Annotated in this window: 19 protein-coding genes; 13 read left to right on the forward strand and 6 right to left on the reverse strand. The window is 53.6% G+C overall.

Translation table 11 applies throughout. From position 1 onward, the window contains the following. Positions 1 to 258: 258 nt before the first annotated feature. From CHH75_RS14555 to CHH75_RS14585, 7 genes are all read left to right on the forward strand, one after another. Positions 259 to 1,284 (forward strand): LacI family DNA-binding transcriptional regulator, encoded by a 1,026-nt coding sequence (locus CHH75_RS14555; RefSeq protein ID WP_176475573.1) that lies wholly within the window; start codon positions 259 to 261, stop codon positions 1,282 to 1,284. Positions 1,285 to 1,360: 76 nt separating this feature from the next. Beyond that, entirely contained in the window at positions 1,361 to 3,370 is a 2,010-nt protein-coding gene (locus CHH75_RS14560; RefSeq protein ID WP_095398533.1) for an ABC transporter substrate-binding protein, read from the forward strand. Between the two features lie 124 nt (positions 3,371 to 3,494). Beyond that, positions 3,495 to 4,493, forward strand: a complete 999-nt coding sequence (locus tag CHH75_RS14565; RefSeq protein ID WP_095265918.1) for an ABC transporter permease — start codon at positions 3,495 to 3,497, stop codon at positions 4,491 to 4,493. Positions 4,494 to 4,495: 2 nt separating this feature from the next. Continuing rightward, complete coding sequence (locus CHH75_RS14570) at positions 4,496 to 5,740, forward strand: ABC transporter permease (RefSeq protein WP_244908204.1); 1,245 nt, start codon at positions 4,496 to 4,498, stop codon at positions 5,738 to 5,740. After that, a complete protein-coding gene (locus tag CHH75_RS14575; protein ID WP_255223039.1) occupies positions 5,704 to 6,825 on the forward strand; it encodes an ABC transporter ATP-binding protein in 1,122 nt (373 codons plus the stop codon). The genes CHH75_RS14570 and CHH75_RS14575 overlap by 37 nt, the downstream gene beginning before the upstream one ends. Continuing rightward, positions 6,818 to 7,846 carry an ABC transporter ATP-binding protein gene (locus tag CHH75_RS14580; RefSeq protein WP_095265919.1) on the forward strand — a complete coding sequence of 343 codons (1,029 nt, stop codon included), beginning with the start codon at positions 6,818 to 6,820 and terminating at the stop codon, positions 7,844 to 7,846. Before CHH75_RS14575 ends, CHH75_RS14580 begins: the two co-directional genes overlap by 8 nt. A gap of 229 nt (positions 7,847 to 8,075) precedes the next feature. Further along, entirely contained in the window at positions 8,076 to 8,351 is a 276-nt protein-coding gene (locus CHH75_RS14585) for a phage holin family protein (protein ID WP_095398534.1), read from the forward strand. A 60-nt stretch (positions 8,352 to 8,411) separates the two neighbouring features. Here CHH75_RS14585 and CHH75_RS14590 read toward each other — a convergent pair whose 3' ends face one another. Both CHH75_RS14590 and CHH75_RS14595 read right to left on the reverse strand, forming a co-directional pair. Then, positions 8,412 to 8,642, reverse strand: a complete 231-nt coding sequence (locus tag CHH75_RS14590) for a hypothetical protein (protein WP_095398535.1) — start codon at positions 8,640 to 8,642, stop codon at positions 8,412 to 8,414. Between the two features lie 3 nt (positions 8,643 to 8,645). Further along, a complete protein-coding gene (locus CHH75_RS14595; RefSeq protein ID WP_095265922.1) occupies positions 8,646 to 9,215 on the reverse strand; it encodes a 5' nucleotidase, NT5C type in 570 nt (189 codons plus the stop codon). A 134-nt stretch (positions 9,216 to 9,349) separates the two neighbouring features. On the opposite strand from CHH75_RS14595, the gene CHH75_RS14600 reads away from it, so the two are divergent. Continuing rightward, a complete protein-coding gene (locus tag CHH75_RS14600; protein WP_095265923.1) occupies positions 9,350 to 9,889 on the forward strand; it encodes a GNAT family N-acetyltransferase in 540 nt (179 codons plus the stop codon). Positions 9,890 to 10,010: 121 nt separating this feature from the next. Continuing rightward, a complete protein-coding gene (locus CHH75_RS14605) occupies positions 10,011 to 11,072 on the forward strand; it encodes an NAD(P)-dependent alcohol dehydrogenase (RefSeq protein ID WP_095398536.1) in 1,062 nt (353 codons plus the stop codon). Positions 11,073 to 11,188: 116 nt separating this feature from the next. On the opposite strand, the gene CHH75_RS14610 is transcribed toward CHH75_RS14605, so the two are convergent. From CHH75_RS14610 to CHH75_RS14620, 3 genes are all read right to left on the reverse strand, one after another. Then, on the reverse strand, positions 11,189 to 14,098 hold the full coding sequence (locus tag CHH75_RS14610) for a WIAG-tail domain (RefSeq protein ID WP_095398537.1): 2,910 nt from the start codon (positions 14,096 to 14,098) through the stop codon (positions 11,189 to 11,191). 489 nt (positions 14,099 to 14,587) lie between these two features. Then, positions 14,588 to 15,364, reverse strand: a complete 777-nt coding sequence (gene tatC / locus CHH75_RS14615) for a twin-arginine translocase subunit TatC (protein ID WP_095265926.1) — start codon at positions 15,362 to 15,364, stop codon at positions 14,588 to 14,590. A gap of 31 nt (positions 15,365 to 15,395) precedes the next feature. After that, a complete protein-coding gene (locus tag CHH75_RS14620) occupies positions 15,396 to 15,647 on the reverse strand; it encodes a MerR family transcriptional regulator (RefSeq protein WP_095265927.1) in 252 nt (83 codons plus the stop codon). 274 nt (positions 15,648 to 15,921) lie between these two features. Here CHH75_RS14620 and CHH75_RS14625 point away from each other — a divergent pair, with 274 nt between their 5' ends. The 4 genes from CHH75_RS14625 to CHH75_RS14640 all read left to right on the forward strand — a co-directional run bounded on the left by CHH75_RS14625 (position 15,922) and on the right by CHH75_RS14640 (position 18,952). After that, positions 15,922 to 17,532: a flavin monoamine oxidase family protein gene (locus CHH75_RS14625; RefSeq protein ID WP_095398538.1), complete on the forward strand. Its 1,611-nt coding sequence runs from the start codon at positions 15,922 to 15,924 to the stop codon at positions 17,530 to 17,532. Positions 17,533 to 17,633: 101 nt separating this feature from the next. Beyond that, on the forward strand, positions 17,634 to 18,179 hold the full coding sequence (locus CHH75_RS14630; RefSeq protein ID WP_095398539.1) for a RidA family protein: 546 nt from the start codon (positions 17,634 to 17,636) through the stop codon (positions 18,177 to 18,179). Positions 18,180 to 18,266: 87 nt separating this feature from the next. Beyond that, positions 18,267 to 18,476 carry a twin-arginine translocase TatA/TatE family subunit gene (locus CHH75_RS14635; protein WP_095265930.1) on the forward strand — a complete coding sequence of 70 codons (210 nt, stop codon included), beginning with the start codon at positions 18,267 to 18,269 and terminating at the stop codon, positions 18,474 to 18,476. Positions 18,477 to 18,748: 272 nt separating this feature from the next. Continuing rightward, on the forward strand, positions 18,749 to 18,952 hold the full coding sequence (locus tag CHH75_RS14640; RefSeq protein ID WP_095266048.1) for a CsbD family protein: 204 nt from the start codon (positions 18,749 to 18,751) through the stop codon (positions 18,950 to 18,952). A gap of 53 nt (positions 18,953 to 19,005) precedes the next feature. Here the strand turns inward: CHH75_RS14640 and CHH75_RS14645 are convergent, their stop codons facing one another. Further along, the gene (locus CHH75_RS14645; protein ID WP_095398540.1) at positions 19,006 to 19,497 is read right to left on the reverse strand and encodes an AraC family transcriptional regulator; all 492 of its coding nucleotides are present in this window, start codon (positions 19,495 to 19,497) and stop codon (positions 19,006 to 19,008) included. Between the last annotated feature and the right edge of the window lie 185 nt (positions 19,498 to 19,682).

Below are 19,682 nucleotides of genomic sequence, written 5' to 3' on the forward strand. Positions count from 1 at the left end.
TGGCGGTTTTTGTCGTTTGCGGGAAGCACGGCGTTTACGTTTGTTTTCGTCATGGAAGCATCTGGATAAACCTTTGTTGCAGCAACGATTCCACCTGAGACCGTGCTTTTCTCAATGAAACTAGTTTACAAACTGAAGCAATAGTTATGCTGCAAATTTTACGGTGAATTGAACTAGATAAACATTCTGAAAACACGGGATTTACAAAACCAGTTTAATATGGAATGCGAAGTGGAGGAAAATAATGTTATGGCAAACATGGGTGACGTAGCAAAAGATGCCGGTGTATCGAAGAGCACCGTATCCAATGTGTTTAGCGGGAAACGTTCGATCAGTGAGGCGGTGAGACAGCGGGTGCTTGAATCGGCCAATCGGCTGAATTACAGGCCCAATTACTTTGCGAGAAGCATGGTGACGAAGGAAACGCGAATTATCGGGCTGGTCATGGACAGCCGAAAGGTCAAGTTTAACCAGTACAACTTGTCGTTCATCAACGGCGTGCTCCGGGAATGCAGCTCGCAGGGCTACAGACTGTTGATCGATACACTCCCCAGCTCGTTCCGCAACAAGGTGACGCAGATGACTTCGGAGCCGGTAGACGGGGAGATCATTCTGGACCCGCTTACGGTGGACGAGCGTGTGGAGGAGCGGGTGAAGTCCGGACGGCTGATGACGATCATCGGGAAACCGCCGCGTAAATACGAAGCCGCGCTTCCTTATGTGAACAACGACAATGTTCAGGCAGCGGAAACGGCAACATCCTATCTGCTGGAGCTGGGGCATCGGAACATCCTGATGATTAATGCCGTGAAGAAGCATACCGTGAGCCAGGACCGCAAAGCCGGATTCATGCTGTCATACAGCAAGCGCGGCTTGTCGCCGGACGAGGAACTGATCGTGTATCGCGATGATGCTGTAAGCTCGGCAGAATTCGGATACCGCACGGTGATGAAATGGATGGAGAAGTTCCCGGATATTACGGCGGTGATTGCGGACACAGACCAGATTGCCCTTGGCGTATACCGGGCGGCGATGGAACTGGGCCTAAGCATACCGGATGACCTGTCGGTGATTGCGTTTAACAACGATACCGTATATCCTGGCGAATTCCATCCCCCATTAACGAGCGTGGAGCTCAATGGCGAGATTTTGGGGCAGGAGGCAGCCAAGCTGCTGATTGAGCAGCTGGTGGCCAAGAACAAGCTGGTGAAGCAGGTAACCATTCAGAGCAGGCTCGTGCTCCGGGCGTCCTGCGGCCCGATTAAGCAAGGTTTTCCCGTCTGACTTACCCTGCCCTGGTGGAGCAGCTCGACGTGAAAATAGATAAGTTCAATCAATGCATATTGGGAGGGAGATTCAATTGCGTCAAAAGTTAAGCTTAATCGGTTTGGTTGTACTGCTGATGCTTTCCACATTGACTGCCTGTATGGGCGGAGACAGCGGAACGGCAGGCAACAACAGCACGGTGGAAAGCCAGCAGACTGATAATACAACCGCTACGGCGGAAGCTGCCACAGCTCAAATTCCGGACATTAAGAGCGCGGCGGAGCTGACAAGCTTCCAGGAAGCTCCAATGCTGGCCGAGCTGGTCCAGGCCGGTACTTTGGAGCCGGTTGAGGCACGGATGCCGGTTAAAGAGGACATTATGATCGAGCCGGTATACGAGGAAATCGGAAAGTACGGCGGAGAGTGGAACTTCCCATGGAACGGGCCGGATGACAAGTGGGGAATCGGCATGGCCACCGAGGAAGCGATGTTCCGCTTTACGGAGGACGGCAGCGGCGTGGAGCCGAACGTAGCGAAAGGCTATGATGTCAATGCGGATTCAACCGAGTTCACGATCTATCTTCGCGAAGGCATGAGATGGTCCGACGGCGTGCCGTTTACGGCCGATGATGTCGTGTTCTACTGGGAGCATATGCTGATTCCTGAGACGTTCAGTAAAGCGCTGTATGACTGCTACTATTCGGTGGATCCGGTGACGGGCGAGAAAGCGCGCGCTGACGTAACTAAAGTGGACGATTACACGGTCAAAGTGACGTTCAAGCATCCGAATGTCATGTTCCTGGAGCGCCTGGCAATTGATAACAAATGGTTCTTTGCTCCGGCGCATTATTACAAAACCGTTCTTCCTGAGTTCATCGGGGAGCAGAAGGCGCTGGAAGTGGCCAAGGAATACGGGTTTGAGGACCTGAACACCCTGGGCATGTGGACAGGCTACTACTACTGGCTCTACCCGCAGCGTCCAACCCTTCGCGCATGGGTAGCCAAAAACGATATGAACAGCGACCGGTTTATTATGGAGCGCAACCCGTATTTCTTCAAAGTGGATGCCGCAGGCAATCAACTGCCGTATATGGATCGCATTGTCCTGACGAAAATGCAAGATCCGAGCCATAAGCTGCTTGAGACGATGGCCGGCAAGATAGAGATTACAACATTTGGCTTTACGGATTTCACGGTGCTTAAAGAAAATGAGCAAAAAGGCGACTATCGGGTCATTCAATGGACCACCCCAAGCTGGTCCAGCACGGGCGTGCAATTGAATCAGACGACAGAAGATCCGAAACTGCGCGAGCTGTTCCAGGACATCCGTTTCCGTGAGGCGCTGTCGGTAGCGGTGGACCGCAGGGAAATTTCGGAGATGATCACTAACGGTCTCGGTGAGCCGATCCAGGCTTCGGTGCCGGAAGGGCTGCCGAACGAGCAGGCAGGATGGGCGCAGCAGTGGGCGGAATACGACACGGCGCGTGCAGAGCAGCTGCTGGATGACATCGGATTGAAATGGGATGCGGAGCGCAAATTCCGCACATTCGCGGACGGATCGAACCTGACGTTAACCATCTATCAGGAAGATACGGCAGATGATCCGCGGTTTATCGAACTGCTGCGCAAGTACTATCAGGCGATTGGGATTCGCACAGATGTCAAAATTGTGGATCAGGGAAGTTATTTTGATCTGAAATATGCCAATAAAATTCCGGTATCCGTCAAGTCGGTCAACATTGTCAGCCTGGCTTACCGTCCGGACGAGCTGGTTCCGCTTCGCGTCATTACGCCTTGGTTCGGTCATTACGGACTGTTCACGTCTTCCGGAGGCAAGGAAGGGGTTAAGCCTGAAGGCGATGTTGCGAAGATTCTGGAACTGTGGGATAAGGTCAAGGGCTCCAAGACGAGAGAAGAAGTTCAGGAATGGACTGACGAAATCGTCAAGCTGCATCAGAAGAACCAGTGGGTCATCGGCTACAGCGGCCCTACACCGGTGCTCGTCGTGGCTAAGAACAACCTGAGAAACGTGCCTTCGCTTGTGTTCTCGGATGAATTCCGCGGCATCGGCCATGCGCATCCGGCCCAGTTCTTCCTGAAGTAATTCGTTTTGTCTAACCGAATAACTACAAGCCAGGGAGAGCTACAGCTTAGGCGGCTGCATGTTCTTCTCCCTGGCTGATTTTTTTGAAATACGAGATGTAAGGAAAGGAGCGGCATAGCCCCCTATGATTCGGTATATTGCCAAGCGCACGCTGGTGATGATCCCTGTGTCACTTGCAGTTTCCATGATTGTTTTCTTCATCATTCAGCTCCCTCCGGGAGACTTTATCAGCGGTTATGCAGCGAAAATGTCGGCTAGCGGAGAAGTGATGGACGCGCAGGCGCTCGCGAAGCTCCGTGAAAACTATGGGCTGGATCGGCCGTGGTATACGCAATATTTTTCCTGGATATGGGGGATTCTGACCAGCGGTGACTTTGGATACTCCCTGAGCTATAACCGTCCGGTGTCGGAGATTATCGGCCAGTACATGGGCATCACCGTTATTATTTCTTTGGCAACGATGATTTTTACGTACGTGGTTGCTATTCCGATCGGCATTCTAAGTGCTGTTAAGAAGTATTCCTTTTTTGATTATTTCGCAACCGGGGTCGGATTCCTGGGCATGGCGACGCCAAACTTTTTGTTTGCGATCATTCTGATGTTCCTATCCTTTCAATGGTGGGGCGATCCGATGCTTGGACTGTTCTCTCCCGAATTTGCCGATGCGCCGTGGACGGCCGCGAAATGGATGGATTTGCTGAAACATATGATCATTCCGGTCATCGTGATCGGAACGTCCAACACATGCGAGCTGATTCGGGTCATGCGGGGGCAGATGCTGGATGAGATGTCCAAGCCGCATATCGTGACCGCGCGTGCCAAGGGGCTTCCCGAGTGGAAGATCCTGCTCAAATATTCGATGCGTGCAGCGGTGAATCCGGTGATCAGCACGATCGGGTGGTCGCTGACAACGATCTTTACAGGCTCGACGATTACGGCTATTGTGCTGAATCTGCCGACCCAAGGGCCGATTATGCATCGGGCGCTGCTCAGTCAGGATATGTATCTGGCGGGAAGCTGGCTGCTGTTGATGGCGATATTCACCCTGATTGGCACCCTGTTGTCAGATATACTGCTGGCCTGGCTGGACCCACGAATCCGGCTGGATCGGAAGGAGGCATAACGGTGGCACAGTTGAAGTTGATACAACGCTGGCAGGGCAGACATCACCGCAAGACCGGACAAGACGGCTTGAACGGAAAGCCGGGCGAAGAACTGGGCAACGCGTCCCACTGGAGGCTCATGCTGCGCGAGCTCAAACGCCACAAGCTGGCCCGCATCAGTCTGATCGTGCTGGCTGCGCTCTATACCGTGGCGCTGTTCGGCGCATTTATCGCACCGCAGGGACTGGAGAGCTATAACAGCGAGTATATGAACAGCCCGCCGACCAAGGTCCGGTTTGTGGATGAGCAAGGCAAATTTCATTGGCAGCCTTTTGTGTACGGCCTGAAATCCGAGCGTGATCCGGAGACGCTTCGCAAGCGATTCGTTGAGGATACAGCCGAGAAGTACAAGATCAAGCTGTTCAGCAGAGGGGAAAGCTATTCCTTCCTCGGCCTGTTCCGGACAGATATCCATCTGTTCGGCGTGGAAGAACCGGGAAGAATCTTTCTGTTCGGTACAGACGGCATGGGCCGCGATCTCTTCTCCCGGGTTGTGCTCGGCAGTCAGGTCTCGCTGACGGTACCGCTCGTTGGCGTCAGCATCAGTTTTATACTCGGTCTGTTGATCGGGGGCATATCGGGCTATGCGGGTGGGCGCGTGGATGCGGTCATTCAGCGTTTCATTGACATCGTGCGCTCTTTCCCGACGTTGCCGCTGTGGATGGCGCTGGCTGCGGCGATTCCACCCGGCGTTGGGGTGGTGGAGATGTTCTTCTATATCACCATCATTATGGCCTTTATTGAATGGACGGGGCTTGCGAGGGTCGTGCGAAGCAAATTCATCGCGCTCCGGGGTGAGGACTATGTGGCCGCAGCGAAAATTGCGGGTGTCAGCGATATTAAAATCATTTTTGTGCATCTGATTCCAGGCTTCATCAGCTATCTGGTCGTAGCGGCTACGCTGGCCATTCCCGGCATGATTATCGGGGAGACGGCAATGAGCTTTCTCGGCCTGGGCATTCGTTCTCCGGCTACGAGCTGGGGGGTGCTGATGCAGGAGGCACAGCAGATTGAAAATGTGGCCCTGTATCCGTGGAAGCTGATTCCGCTGCTGTTCGTAATTATGACAGTGCTGGCGTTCAACTTCCTCGGGGATGGGCTGCGCGATGCGGCCGACCCGCACAGCCACAGTCATAGGCCGGCATCCGTCAAGGGAAAGGAGAAGCGCAGATGGTTCAAACGGAAGCACAACAATCAGGCAGCCTAATGCGGGCAGCATCGCCCCTGCCTGGAGCAAGGAAGGCGCTGGAAGTAAGAAACCTCCGGGTGGGCTTTCCTACGGAGGAGGGCATGGTTCAGGCTGTCGGCGGCATTGATCTGGAGATCGAGCGCGGGCGTACGCTGGCGCTGGTAGGGGAATCGGGCTGCGGCAAAAGCGTGACAGGGCGGGCGCTGATGGCATTGCAGCCGAAGCATGCCGAGGTGTCGGGAGAGATCTGGCTGACGCCGGGACGGCAAGAAGCACAGCTGGATAGAAGGCTGCGTGCCAGCAGCGAGAACGGCTCCTTCAACCTGCTCCAATTCAAGCCTGGCGGCAAGGAGATGCGCCACGTGCGCGGAGGCTTGATCTCAATGATCTTTCAGGAGCCGATGACGGCGCTGTCCCCGCTGCATACGATTGGAGAGCAGATCATGGAGAATATTCTCCTGCATCGCACGAAGAACCGCAAGGAAGCGCGGAGCATTGCCCTGGAAATGATGGAGCGGGTCGGCATCGGCAATGCCCAGCGGCGGCTTGATCAGTACCCGCATGAATTCTCGGGCGGGATGCGCCAGCGGGCGATGATTGCGATGGCGCTGTCCTGTCAGCCGGCGCTGCTGATTGCCGACGAGCCAACCACGGCGCTGGATGTGACGATCCAGGCGCAGGTGCTGGAGCTGATGAAGCAGCTTCAGCATGAGCTCGGCATGGCGATTCTGTTCATTACGCATGATCTTGGCGTTGTGGCGGAAACGGCGGATGAAGTGGCTGTCATGTACTTGGGACGGATTGTGGAACGCGCTCCGGTGCGAGAGCTGTTCCGCAATCCGAAGCACCCGTATACGAAAGGGCTGATGCGTTCCATTCCTCGCATCGGCGGCGTCGGAGGCCGGCTCGCCTCGATTGAGGGCACGGTGCCGCTTCCGCTCAATCGCCCGCCGATGTGCGGCTTCTATGAGCGCTGCTCCGAGCGCATCGAGGGGGTCTGCAACCGGCAGGATGTGCCGGAGAGCGATGCCGGCCCTGGACATAAGGTCCGTTGTTTCCTGTACAGCGAACCGGAGAAGAAAGGGGACAATCCGCATGAATGATAGGATGCTTCAAGTGGAAGGGCTGACGAAACAGTACCGGGGACAGCGCAGATCCGAATGGATTCGGGCGGTATCGGACGTATCCTTCGATATTAGACGAGGGGAGGTCATCAGCCTCGTCGGAGAGTCCGGCTGCGGCAAAACAACGCTTGGCCGCTGTCTGGTCCGCGGGCTGAAGGCGAGCGAGGGCCGCTGCATGTATTATCCGGAGGAGGGCGCGCCTGTCGATATTGTGTCTGCAGGTCATCGGGAATTCAAACGGGTGCGCAAGGATATCCAGCTGATTTTTCAGGACCCGTACTCTTCGCTTAACCCGCGAATGACCGTCTTTGATATTATTAGCGAGCCCTTGCGGGCCAATTTCAAGCTGAGCCGCCGCGAGCTGGAGGAGCGGGTCGCCTCCATCGCCGAGAAGACCGGCCTGAATCCGTCCTACTTGCAGCGGTACCCGCACGCCTTCTCCGGCGGTCAACGGCAGCGCATCGGCATCGCCCGGGCGCTCGTGACCAATCCGAAGCTGGTCGTGTGTGATGAAGCGGTATCGGCGCTGGACGTCTCGATCCAGGCTCAGATTATGAATCTGCTCAAGGATCTGCAGGAGCAGCTTCAGATGACCTACCTGTTCATCTCGCATGATCTGTCGGTTGTAGAGCATCTGTCCGACCGTGTTGCGGTGATGTATCTCGGACGGATTGTGGAGCTGGCCCCGAAATCGGAGCTGTTCACAAGACCCCGACATCCTTATACCGAGGCGCTGCTGTCGGCGGTGCCGATTCCGGACCCAGACGGCAAGCGCGAGCGGATTCTGCTTGACGGGGAAGTGCCCAATCCGGCCGCTCCCCCGTCCGGCTGTTCGTTCCATCCGCGCTGCAGCTACCGGACCGAGCGCTGTGCGCTGGAGCAGCCGAAGCTGCGGGAGATTGCCCCAGGGCATCTGGCAGCATGCCATTATGCAGAGGAACTGATGCTTCGCAGCACCCATGAACAAGTCAAAGAGAACGTGACCTCTGAAGCAGGATAAGCTGTAATAAGGCAGCCGGTTACGTTGTATTCGGACTGTATGTTCGCCGGGTGGCAACCATGAGGAAACGGCTCGATGGCCGGTCCAGCGTCCTGTTTCTATCAAAATTCGGAATAATCCCGCCAAGGTTCCGCATACTCTACTAATAGTCTGATATCTATTCGGACAAACGATAGTTTTGCCGCATAGAATATGAAGAGACTCAAGGCATAGAAGGGCAGGGATACCGATGGAATGGGGCATTATCTTTCAATTGATTGATCCTCGGCTGTTCATGGTGGTTGCCGCCTGTTGGGTTATCGGTTATGTGCTGAAGCAGACACCGAGAGTTCCGAATTGGAGCATCGTTTATGTGGTGATCATCGTATCGATTCTGCTTACAGTCGAACTGATCGGCTGGAGCGTGGAGAGTATTATACAAGGCATTCTTGCGGGGGCTTTTGCGGTGTTTGGTCATCAGGCGGTGAAGCAGACGGCGGAAGCGATTACCCGACTAAGAAAATAGCACCGGCAAGCACAAAAAGCGCGCGATCCTGCAGGGATCTGCGCGCTTTTTGGACAGGGGCTAGATGCGCTGAAACATGACGGTGTCACGGTTATAGCTTGTTCGGGAGCCGGATGCCACATTTCGTACATGCACGACTTCGGGGGAATAGCCTTCGATAAAGCCGCGTTCGATTTCGATATATACACCTGCGGGATCTTCCTCCCAGACCGTAACGAGCGTCTCCGACAGCGCGGCGGTAAAAAAGTGAATATCCTGCGAGAGGTATTGGCCATTGCGCTCTATAGTCATCGCTTACTCCCTCCCGTCCGGCTTCTCGGACAGCAATTCCCCGACCAGCTCATACATGCCGTCCCACGAGTCTTTGAGCACATAATCCTTCTGGATATGCGCATTCCACGGCCTCGGAATCAGGATAGTCTGCTTGCCGGCCTCTCTGGCGGCGATCACATTATGAGGACCGTCGTCAATGAGAAGATCGAAATCAACTAAATATTTGCGTTTGGCTACAAAAAAATTGTCATACGGAATAAATGGCAGGTGCTGCTGCATCCATTTCCACTTCTCGGGAACCGAGGACGGGCGCGCGGCGGTGATGACGATCACATCATAGTCGGTCATCATCTTCCGAATTTCCTCTACGGTATGCTCATCAAATATATCGAGCTCCTCATACAGTCCGGGTCTGCCGAAAAACACATCCTCGGTGCACTGCGGATGCCAGATGCCATGCAGGTTGAAGCTTGTAATGTGTTCCATGGCCAGCTGAGGCTGATCGTACTGGGCATTGTGATAGCTGATCGCTTTCGGGATGAGGTGGCAGATCGTATCGTCCATGTCGATGGCCACGATTTTTTTACTCATAATTACGCTCCTGTAATAACTCAACATAATGGTGATTTTCCGTTATTGTAACGGATGGAAGAGACCAAAGGCAAACGTTGTCTGATATAATGAAATACATGAGTTGAGAGAATAGCATATCTAAAGGAGAGTTCATGTATACAGATCAAGAATTGACTATCCGCCCGATCGGCGAGCCGGATTTATATCATCTATGGACCTTAATCTATAAGGAAGAACAGCCGGAGTGGAAGAAATGGGATGCTCCCTATTACCCGCATAAGACGATGAGCTATGAAGAATTTCTGACCTCTGCCGACAAATGGGTACAGGCCGACGATTTCTGGGTTATTGAAGTGGACGGCGCAGTCAGGGGGACCGTCTCTTATTATTGGGAGCACGAGCCCTCCCGCTGGCTGGAGATGGGCATTGTACTCTATGAGAATGAATCATGGGGAAGAGGACTGGGAACCCGGGCGTTAAAGTTATGGATGGCTCATTTGTTCCGGACATTGCCGCTGGTTCGGGTTGGCATTACCACCTGGTCAGGCAATGAGCGAATGATGCGGGTTGGAGACAAGCTGGGCATGCAGATGGAGGCCAGAATTCGCAAAGTCCGCTATTACAACGGACATTACTATGACTCGATCCGGATGGGGATTTTGCGGGAGGAGTGGCTTCAGCTGCAAGGATAGGATAGAACGTTCCGATGCCGGGGCGTGATTTCGCAAGACAAGCCGCAAGTCTGACGAAGCGAGCCCGAATCGTGTAGAATGGAGGAGTAAGCGATTACTTTATCGAGAGGTGGGGGAATGTATGTCACAAAAACCGATGATGTCAGCAGCGGTGCTTGATCGTCCGCTGTCGATCGAAGTCAAGCAGGTCCCTGTCCCTGAACCGAAGCCTGACGAGGCTCTGATCCGGGTCCATTGTATTGGCATCTGTGGCTCGGATGTCCATTATTACGAGCATGGACGAATTGGAAGATATGAAGTGAAGGAGCCGCTTATTCTAGGGCATGAGCTGGCCGGGGTCGTTGTGCGGACAGGAGAGAACGTGACGAACGTCGCGCCCGGGGATCGGGTGGCCGTCGAGCCAGGTGTTACATGTGGACGATGCTCATACTGCAAAAGCGGAAGATATAATCTGTGTCCCGATGTTGTCTTTATGGCTACCCCGCCCGTGGATGGGGCTTGGGCCGAATATGTTGCGGTTCGCAGCGATTTCCTGTTCCGCCTGCCGGATGAGATGAGCTTTGAGGAAGGGGCGCTGCTGGAGCCGCTCTCGGTAGGCATTCATGCGGTGCGGCGGGGCCGTATACGCCCTGAGGATCGGGTGCTGGTGCTTGGCCTAGGCCCGATCGGTCTGCTTGCCATTCAGGCTGCCCGGATGGCTGGCGCATCAGCCGTGTACGGCAGCGATGTGGTGGAGTTCCGCCGCAAGCTGGCGCTGCAGATGGGAGCGGCCGGCGTCATCGATCCGCAGCAGGATGATGTGAGCGAACGGATTCAGGAAGTAACCGGTGGCGAGGGCATCGATCTGGTTATCGAGACATCGGGCAATGCAGGAGCGGTTGCAGGCTCCATCGGTTATGTCAATCGCGGAGGGCGGATTGTGCTGGTCGGCTTGCCAACCCGGGATGCCATTCCAGTGGATATCGGCGCACTGGTTGATGCTGAGCTGGATGTGTATGGCGTGTTCCGTTATGTGAACACGTACCCTGCTGCAATTCGGATGCTGGAAGGCGGTAGTCACCGGATTCGAGATATCATAACACATCAATTTTCGCTGAACGAGATCAAGGAAGCGATCGAGCTTGCCAGAACCCAGAAGGACAGCAGTGTGAAGGTGATGATCTATCCTCATTCAACTTCTTGAGGGAGAGACGAACGGAAGAGGTTCGATACGTGAGCTTGCTAGCGATTGCTGAATCCTAGATATAAAAGTAACAGGCATGCTTCCAAAAAAGGAAGCATGCCTGTTACTTTAGGATGTCATGAGCAGGGACCGACAGCGATCCAGGAGATAAACCCATAGGATAGATTGCAGTCCGGCTGCCGTACAACCTCCAGTTCTGCGGTGTGCTTGTGTTGAGATTTGATAGAGAACTGGAAGCCAAGACTATTGCTCATCCCAACGATAACATAATTGATGTCTGCAAAAGGCTCATCAAAATTCACGTTTACGTTGATCTGAGTTTCTGTTCCAGTCAGAACAAACGGTGTAATGCCGAACTGCTGGAGCTTTGCCTGCCCCCCAGCTGTACTGCGGATAGGAGGGAAGGTTAGGTGTTCGAAGGAAACGATACCCTTGTTCAGATGCTGGCCGGATACAGCACCTTCTGCCAGATGCTTGCTGTCGACAGCTCCTTCGGATATATGCTGCGACGTAACGGTACCTGTTGTCATGTGATGGGCTTGGATCGCCCCGGCTGCAATATGGTTATCCTTAATCTCCCCGTCTTGCACATGCTGAGCCATAATGGATTGGTCTCCAATATGCGGGGAGCGCACACTGCCTGCTTGCAGATGCTCTGGGGCAATCGAGCCCGGATGGATCTTGCCGCTGCTGACAGCATGGTCCTGCAGATTGTCCTCAGCCACCGATCCAAGGGAAAGGTGGTTGTTCGAGATCGACTGAGGTGCAAGCTTGATTCCTTGTATGCTGGCATCGGCATAATGCTCTGGAGAACGAAGTTCATCGGCAAGGTGCTCCAAAGTGATGGCTTGCTTTTGTAAGTGGGAGCCGCTGATGGAGTTCTGTGCAATATGCGCTCCGCTGATGGCTTCCCTTTCGATATGGCTGCCGTTCACGGCTTGAGGAGCGATTTTATCCGAGCTGATTGCACCGTTCCGAATCGCTTCTCCAGCGACAGATTCCGCAGACAGGTGAGTGCCTTCGATCGCATGGGCGGCTATTTTGTCTTTAGTAATGCTGCCTTCTGCCAGCTTGGAGGACGTAACGGCCAGATCGGCAAGCTTGTCGGTTGATACGCTTTCCGGGGACAGCTTCAAGGAAGTGACTGCATAATCTGTTAGGTGACGCGGAAATACAGCACCCTCCCCAATCAGGGATTCCGTAACCGCGCCAAGCGAAATCTTCTCTGAGGTGATCGAGCCGTCGGCAAGCGCACTGGTCTTCACGCTCCCCTGCTGCATATGCCGGCTTTCAATGGTCTCGTCTGCGATATGCCACCCTTGCACAGCCTGCTCCTGAATCGAACCCGAGCCGACACTGCCGATGTTCAGATGATGTTCCTTGATGGATTGCTTAGTGATGTGCTCTGAGGTGACGCCTTCTGGAGCGATATTAGTTCCACCGACGGATCCGAAAGCCAGCTTGCTGGCGGTCACACTTCCCGAGGCGAGCTTATCTTCGCTGACGGCCCCTTGTTTAAGGTGCTGGTCGGCTATAGCTGCATCCGCGATGTGGCGCTCTTCAATCGCCTTTGGCTGAATGGCGTTCCTATTGACGCTATTATTTCCGAAGTGGGCCGGAAGAAGGCTTCCCTCGGCGATATGGGCAGAGCCGATTGCGTTTACTGTCAAGTGCTGAGTCTGAATCGATTGCGGCGCTATATGGGCGGCCTCGACCGATCCTTTGGCCAGATGTCGGGCTTGAACCGCTTCGTTAGCAATTTTCTGCGGCAGAATGCTCTGGTCGGCAATTTTCGAAGCTGTTACCGCATGCTCCACCAACTTAATGGTTCCGACGGACTGATCCGCCAGCTTCGGACTCGTCACGCTGGCATTTCCGAGATGACTGCTGAGTATGGCCTCGTTGCTGATTTGCTCCGAACCGACCGAGCCCTTCTGAATTTGTTCAGGTCCGATGGATCCTTTGGCCAGGTGGACGGATTGAATGGCTCCGTTCTGGATGTGAGGGGATTGCACGGCTTCCTCGGCTATTTGCGCCGGACCGATGCATTCGGGAGCCAGGTGCTCGCGGTTCACGGCGCCATGCCCAAGATGGTCTCCATGGATGGATTGAGCCGTAATATGGCTGCTGCCGATAGCTCCCGGTTCGATTTTGTCCCCGGTTACGGCGAAGTCGCGAATTTTGGAGGTCGTTACCGCCTGTTCTGCGAGCTTGGAGTTATGGACCGCCCCGTTTGCCAGATGGCGTGTCTCCACTGCGCTCGAAGCGATTTTGTCGTTGGTTACGGCTTGATCATCCAGAATTTCGCTTGTAATAAGCAATTGGCTGATATGACGGGCGGTAATGCTGCCGTCAGCGATTTTGTCCCCCGTGACGGCGCGGTCTGCCAGCTTCTGAGAGGTGATGCTGCTATCCTTTATTTTACTTGTGTTAATCGAGTTGTCCCGAAGTTTGCGAGTGGATAGGGATCCGTCAACGATATGTTCACCCGAAATGGACAAAGGAGCGATTTTCCCGGATGTTATCGTGCCTTCGGCTAAATGAACGCTGGTGATCGCATAATCTTGGATTGCTTCTGAGCCAATGGCCCCGGGCGCTAATTTTGACGCAGAAATTGCATGGGGAGCGATTCGGCTCTCGGTGACGGCAAACTCGCCGATATCCTCGGTGAATATGAAAGCTTCCTTCAGCTCTGGCATTTGTTTCTCAGCCAGTATCTTTTGGACCGGCTTCTCTCCTTCTACCGCGGATTCCGCCTCCTGGTTCAGAACTGATTTGGATTCGCTCCGGTCTCTGTCTAGTATACTTACATCGAACCCAATACCCGATTCATTGTCGAAATGTTCATGCTCGACAACCTGCTCTTCGGCTACGGCCGCTCCCATAATCTTTGCAGGCTTCTCCTGTCTATGGACCGGTGTCATTCCATTGCCCAGAAAATCCAACTCCCTTGTATTGGCATCGACGATATATCGTTTATCTGGCGTTGAGGCCGAAGAGGGCTTCTGCTTTTTTCTTTTTTTCAAGGCTGCTCGCTCCTTTTCGAAAATACGGTTATCTTCGGTATCATATGCACGCTAGTGGGCCGCTGTCACCGTGAGGAACTCGCATATATTCATAATTTTCCACTTATAAAATGAAAGGACCCGGCGAATTCGCCGGGTCCAGCATGTTGCGCTTATCCATGCGCTATGAAATTTAACCCCTGCCCCTCCCATGACGGGTGTTCAGACGGTTCCGTGTTAGAAGTTCATATCAGGAAGACAGCTTCCAAAACAACAAAAGCCCTGCCTCTCTTTCGTCCTTGCGGCTCCGATGACCGCTCCAGTGTGAATCAGAAAACGTTCCAATAAAACTCATACTTGTTGGGTTATTAAATAGGAATTTTACACTTCGTGATAGTTATAGAATTAACCTTGTTGAGGAACTTACGGGGTTAAACTTCGGATAACAATTACTTATTATACACTATACTCTGCTCAAAAAGCAAATCGGGGTCTTATGCTCCGCTGAATCTATGCGGTTTGACCCGCGTGATCGGCCGGATCCGGCTGCAGCTGCAACTGCTCCCGTGCGATCTGCCTGCGGTGCATTCTGTGTGCCAGCCAGGCGCTCAGCTCGTACAGGGCGATTAGCGGTATGGCGACGAGCAGATGAGATACCAGGTCCGGTGGCGAGATGAGCGCGGCGATGATGACAAGGACCAGGTAGGCGTAACGGCGCATCGTTCTGAGAAGCGCGGGCTGAAGCAGACCGATCCGGGTGAGGAACAGCACGACGACCGGCAGCTCAAACGCAAGGGACAGCGGAATCACAATGCTGATCATGAAGCCGAAGTACTGGGACACCCCGTACGTTTCAGCTAGGTTCAGCTGGGCGTTGATGCTGCCCGTGAAGGCAAGACTCATCGGGAAAACGACAAAGTAAGCAAAAGAAATCCCGGCCACGAAGCACACAGCCGAAAACGGAACAAAGCGCAGTGTTGCGGACTTCTCCTGCCTGCTCAAGCCCTCCTGTACAAACCGCCAGGTCTGGTAGAATGCAAACGGAAGGGTCGGGGCCAGCGAGAGCACCATTGCAATGCTCATATAGATCCGAAGGCCGTCCCAGGGGGAGAAGGCATTCCAATTCACCTGAAAGGCGGGCGAGTGCAGCTTGAGAAAGCTCAGAAGATGCGGCGCGGCAGCCAGCCCGATGCCCATCGACAGCACGAATACCAGCAGGATTAGCAGGATCCGCTTTCTAAGCTCGGCGATGTGCTCCAGGATCGTCATCGTTTTGTTGTGCTCCATCAGGCTCTCCCTCCTCTATCATTTTCAGTTTTCAGCGGTACGCCGGCGCACAGCGCTTGGTTTTTGGCGAGATTATTTCTTTCAGTTCAAATGTATTAAATCCCTCCTGCATCTTTTGGTGGATTTCCTGCAATTTTTGTACATCCTCAAAGGAATAGCGCCGATTCCCTCCTTTCGTGCGGGCTGGAAATACCAGCTTTCGCTCCTCGTAGTAACGAATTTGCCTTTCCGACAGTCCGGTTAACTCACACACTACCCCGATGCTCATGACCTTACTTTCCATTCATATTACCTCCTGTGTAACTATTATTAACCCAAACGGAAGCGTAATGCTTGGGGAGTACACCGAATTGAAAGCTGGTTGATAAGGATGTGGATGTCAACGCTTGTTAGCGGAAGATTTTATGACATTGATTTTATGAAAAACGGTTAAAAAAAGCAATTGTTTTTCAAAAAATAAAAATTGTGTAAGAAATCCTGACAAGATTTAAGTCAAAACCCATTTTCTTTGTTAATATCGGCTCATAACCTGACTACATAGCCGAGGAGTGATCGCGATGGCAACAAAGGAACAGTCAAAAGAGATGACCCGCAGACAGTTTTTGAACACCGTGGGCAAGCTGGGCGGCTCCGTCGCTGTCTTCAGCCTGATGGGCACGATGGGCCTTCTCACTCCCCAAACGTTGAAGGCGGCTGAATTTACGCCTCCCGGTCGAAATGATCTTCAGCTAAGCGGACGCACCGGCCAGAAAATTATCATACTCGGGGCAGGTATTGCAGGCTTGACCGCCGCCTATGAGCTGGGACTGGCTGGTTACGACTGCACGCTGCTGGAAGCGAAAGGTCATGCCGGCGGACGATGCTGGACCATCCGGAAGGGAACGGCCGCCAGTGAGATCGGCACGGGTCTTCAGATCGCCCGCTTCGACAATGACCCGGGACTGTATTTCAATGCCGGGCCGATGCGGATTCCGCAGTTTCATGTCACGATGGAATACTGCCGCACTCTAGGGGTGGCCATCGAGCCGTTCAACAATGTGAATGAGAGCGGCTATTACTATAACGAGAATGCAGGGCCTCTGTCCGGCCAGCGTGTGCCCAAGCGTGCAGCCAAGGCGGATATGCGCGGGTATGTCGCGGAGATGCTCGCCAAGGCGGTCGATCAGAAAGCGCTGGATCTGCCGCTTGGACCCGAGGAAAAGGCAAAGCTGGTGGAGTATTTGCGGGCGGAGGGAGATCTGAGCCCGGACCTGTTCTACAAGGGGTCATCCCGCGGCGGCTACAAGACCGAGCCGGCCAGCCGGCTCGATGCCGGTGTGCGTCGTGACCCGTTCGATCTGAAGTCCATTGTGAATTCAGGCTTCGGTAACTATTTCAGCAACGAATACAGCTACGATCAGCAGATGCTCATGTTCCATCCCGTTGGCGGCATGGATGCGATTGTTAAAGCCTTCGAGAAGCATGTCGGGGACCGGATCAAATACCGGACCGAGGTGCAGGAGATTCGCCAGTCTGCATCCGGCGTGCGCGTCGTATACAAGGATCTGGCGACCAAGCAGGAGCATGAGATTGCCGGTGACTACTGCATTTGCACCATCCCGTTATCTGTCCTCAAAAAAATCCCCGCTGATTTCTCCCCGGACATGGCCAAGGCCATTAACAGTACACGTTATGCCTCTGCAGGCAAGATCGGGTTGCAGTTCAAACGCCGGTTCTGGGAGGAGGATGAGCATCTGTACGGCGGCAGCAGCCTGACCAATATGGACATTACGCAAATCTATTATCCGTCCAACGATTATTTCAGCAAAAAGGGAATTCTGCTCGGTTACTACGCTTACGGCGGCATTGCAGATAAGCTTGGCGGGATGTCCTATCAAGAGCGCGAGAAGCTTGCGCTGACCCAAGGAGCGAAGATTCATCCGCAGTATATGAAGGAGTTTGACGCTTCCTTTTCAATTGACTGGAAGCGAGTGCCGTACCAAGAAGGCGGATGGGTGTCCTACTCCGCAGACGATCGCCAGACCTTCTACAAGACGCTGTGCAAGCCGGACAACCGGATTTATCTGGCAGGCGAGCATATCAGCTACATTACTGCGTGGCAGGCGGGAGCCATGGAGTCGGCAAGGGTGGTGGTGAGCGATCTTCATCAGCGCGTCATGCAGGCTTAACAGCAGGCTGTCGTTACTGGACCGGATAAATCGGTGCAGAGGCGGCGCATGGCGGCGGGCATCCTACCCTGGTTTAATGAAGAGAGGAGTGTTTTTTTATAATGAAACGTAAATGGAGATCTATAGCCCTTCTGACCTTGATGTTCAGCGCTGTCAGCATGGTCGCTTATGCTGATTCGCCTTCCGATGTGGCGGAGAAGCCGTCGATTGCGGCAGGTTCGCCGCCGATATTTTATGGCAGCCCGACCTCATCTATCGCAAGTGGTGTGATCGTTCCTGAAGGCGCAGCCTATCTATACACGAGCGGCACCGTTCCGCCTGTCATTAACAGGAATGGGAAGACGGTGTACGGGCGGTATGGCGATACGAAGACACAGGCCATCGGGACGTTGAAGGCGATTGAGCGGCAGCTCAAGGAGCAGGGGCTGTCCATGAAGGATGTGGTGTATTTGCGGGCCTATCTAACGCCTGATGCTGCGATGGATGGTGCTTTTGATTACAATGGCTGGTTTGAGGCGTATGCCCAGTTCTTCAACAATGAACAGAACCCGGTGAAGCCTGCGCGCTCTACGGTGGGCGTGGCAAGCCTGGTTAATTCAGATTGGCTGATCGAGATCGAGGCGGTTGCGGTGTATTCGAGTAAATAAGAGAGAACCTCACTTTAGCTGTGCAGGCAGGCTGTCGCATGATGTGTGGATCAGATGTTTCGGAAATGGTGAAAGGAGAGGATAGCGATGTTTCAAAATGTTGGCTTCGTCGGCATCATGATGATCTTGGTGGTCGTGCTCATTCTGTTCGGTCCTTCCAAGCTCCCGGAGCTGGGAAGAGCGGTGGGGCGCACCCTGTCGGAGTTCAAGTCCTCGGCCAGGGAACTGGTGGGCGATGATAAGGAGCAGGAGAAGGAGAATGAGGGCGAGTCGTCGGTCCTTAAGTTGAAAGGGTAATGTTTGAAAGGCGCAGGCGGTCAGGGGAAGCTCCCCGGGCCGCCTGCGCCTGTTCTGCCTGTTCGATGTCGATTCAGAACGGGGAGATGCGGGTAAAGACGTGTAGACGCTGATCAGCACAAAAACAGCATAGGCATCGATGTTGCCCATAACGAACATGGACCATCAGGGATGGTCATGAATCGTGGCAATAGACATGCAGACTTCCCCGGAGGCGCACAAGAGATCTCTGATGAGAGGTACACCATCTTCTACAAGGAGGACTGATGATCATGGATAACAACGTGTTCAAAGGGAAATGGAAACAGATGAAGGGTGAAGCCAAGAAACAGTGGGGCAAGCTGACGGATGATGACCTTGATGTCATCGACGGTGAGAGAGAAAAGCTCGTAGGCAAAATCCAGGAGCGCTACGGCCGCTCCAAGGATGCGGCAGAGCGTGAATATATGGAATGGACCGATCGCTATCGCGATTAACCGGTTGATGTGGCCGGGCTGAGGTGCAGAGATGCCCCTCAGCCCGGCTGTTTTTATCCGGTAACCGGGACGCATAGCTCACAGTAGCCTTCGCTCACGAGATCCTCAGAATAACGTTCAATAACTGGTTTATGATCCATACGGTAACCATGATGCTCCATGGCTTGAAAGATCCGCTTCCAGGCCTGTTCGATGTGTTCGGCCGTATGTTTGATTTTGCACACCAGATATTCTCCTTCCGCCAGCTTTCCTTGGTGAATGTGATCATCCCACGGCATCGGAATTTCCTTTGAAAGAAGACGGCCTTCGTCTGAATCTGCGTCCGGAAGAATTATCCCTGCATCATAGCGGCAATGTTCCGGTGGCGTGATGTCCGGATTGTCCTGCGCGATTCCAAGTATCGCAGTCGAATGATGAAGCAGTTTGTGCGCTCGGGCCCACCCTTTTAACGCCTCCATGGTCTGGATATTTCCAGCGCCATAAGGGCCCCTGCGCCGAATGTAGGCTATGCGCCAGGAAGGCCATCTTTCGAATCGAATCTCCATGATTTTCTATCCCCTTTTCCCCAGTAAGTTAACGTTCCTCTGTAAGTTAACATGTTATAAAACCAAAAACGACCTTAATTTTTAAAATTATCCACAATTATTCATTTCAATGACAGGTGCGAGGTAATGATGACTTGCCTGCCATTAGTTTATCGCGCCCCCCCTCTTCCAGGCAGGTGATCTTC

It is taken from the genome of Paenibacillus sp. 7541, from assembly GCF_002276395.1.
GTDB classification, from domain to species: Bacteria; Bacillota; Bacilli; order Paenibacillales; family Paenibacillaceae; genus Paenibacillus_AQ; species Paenibacillus_AQ campinasensis.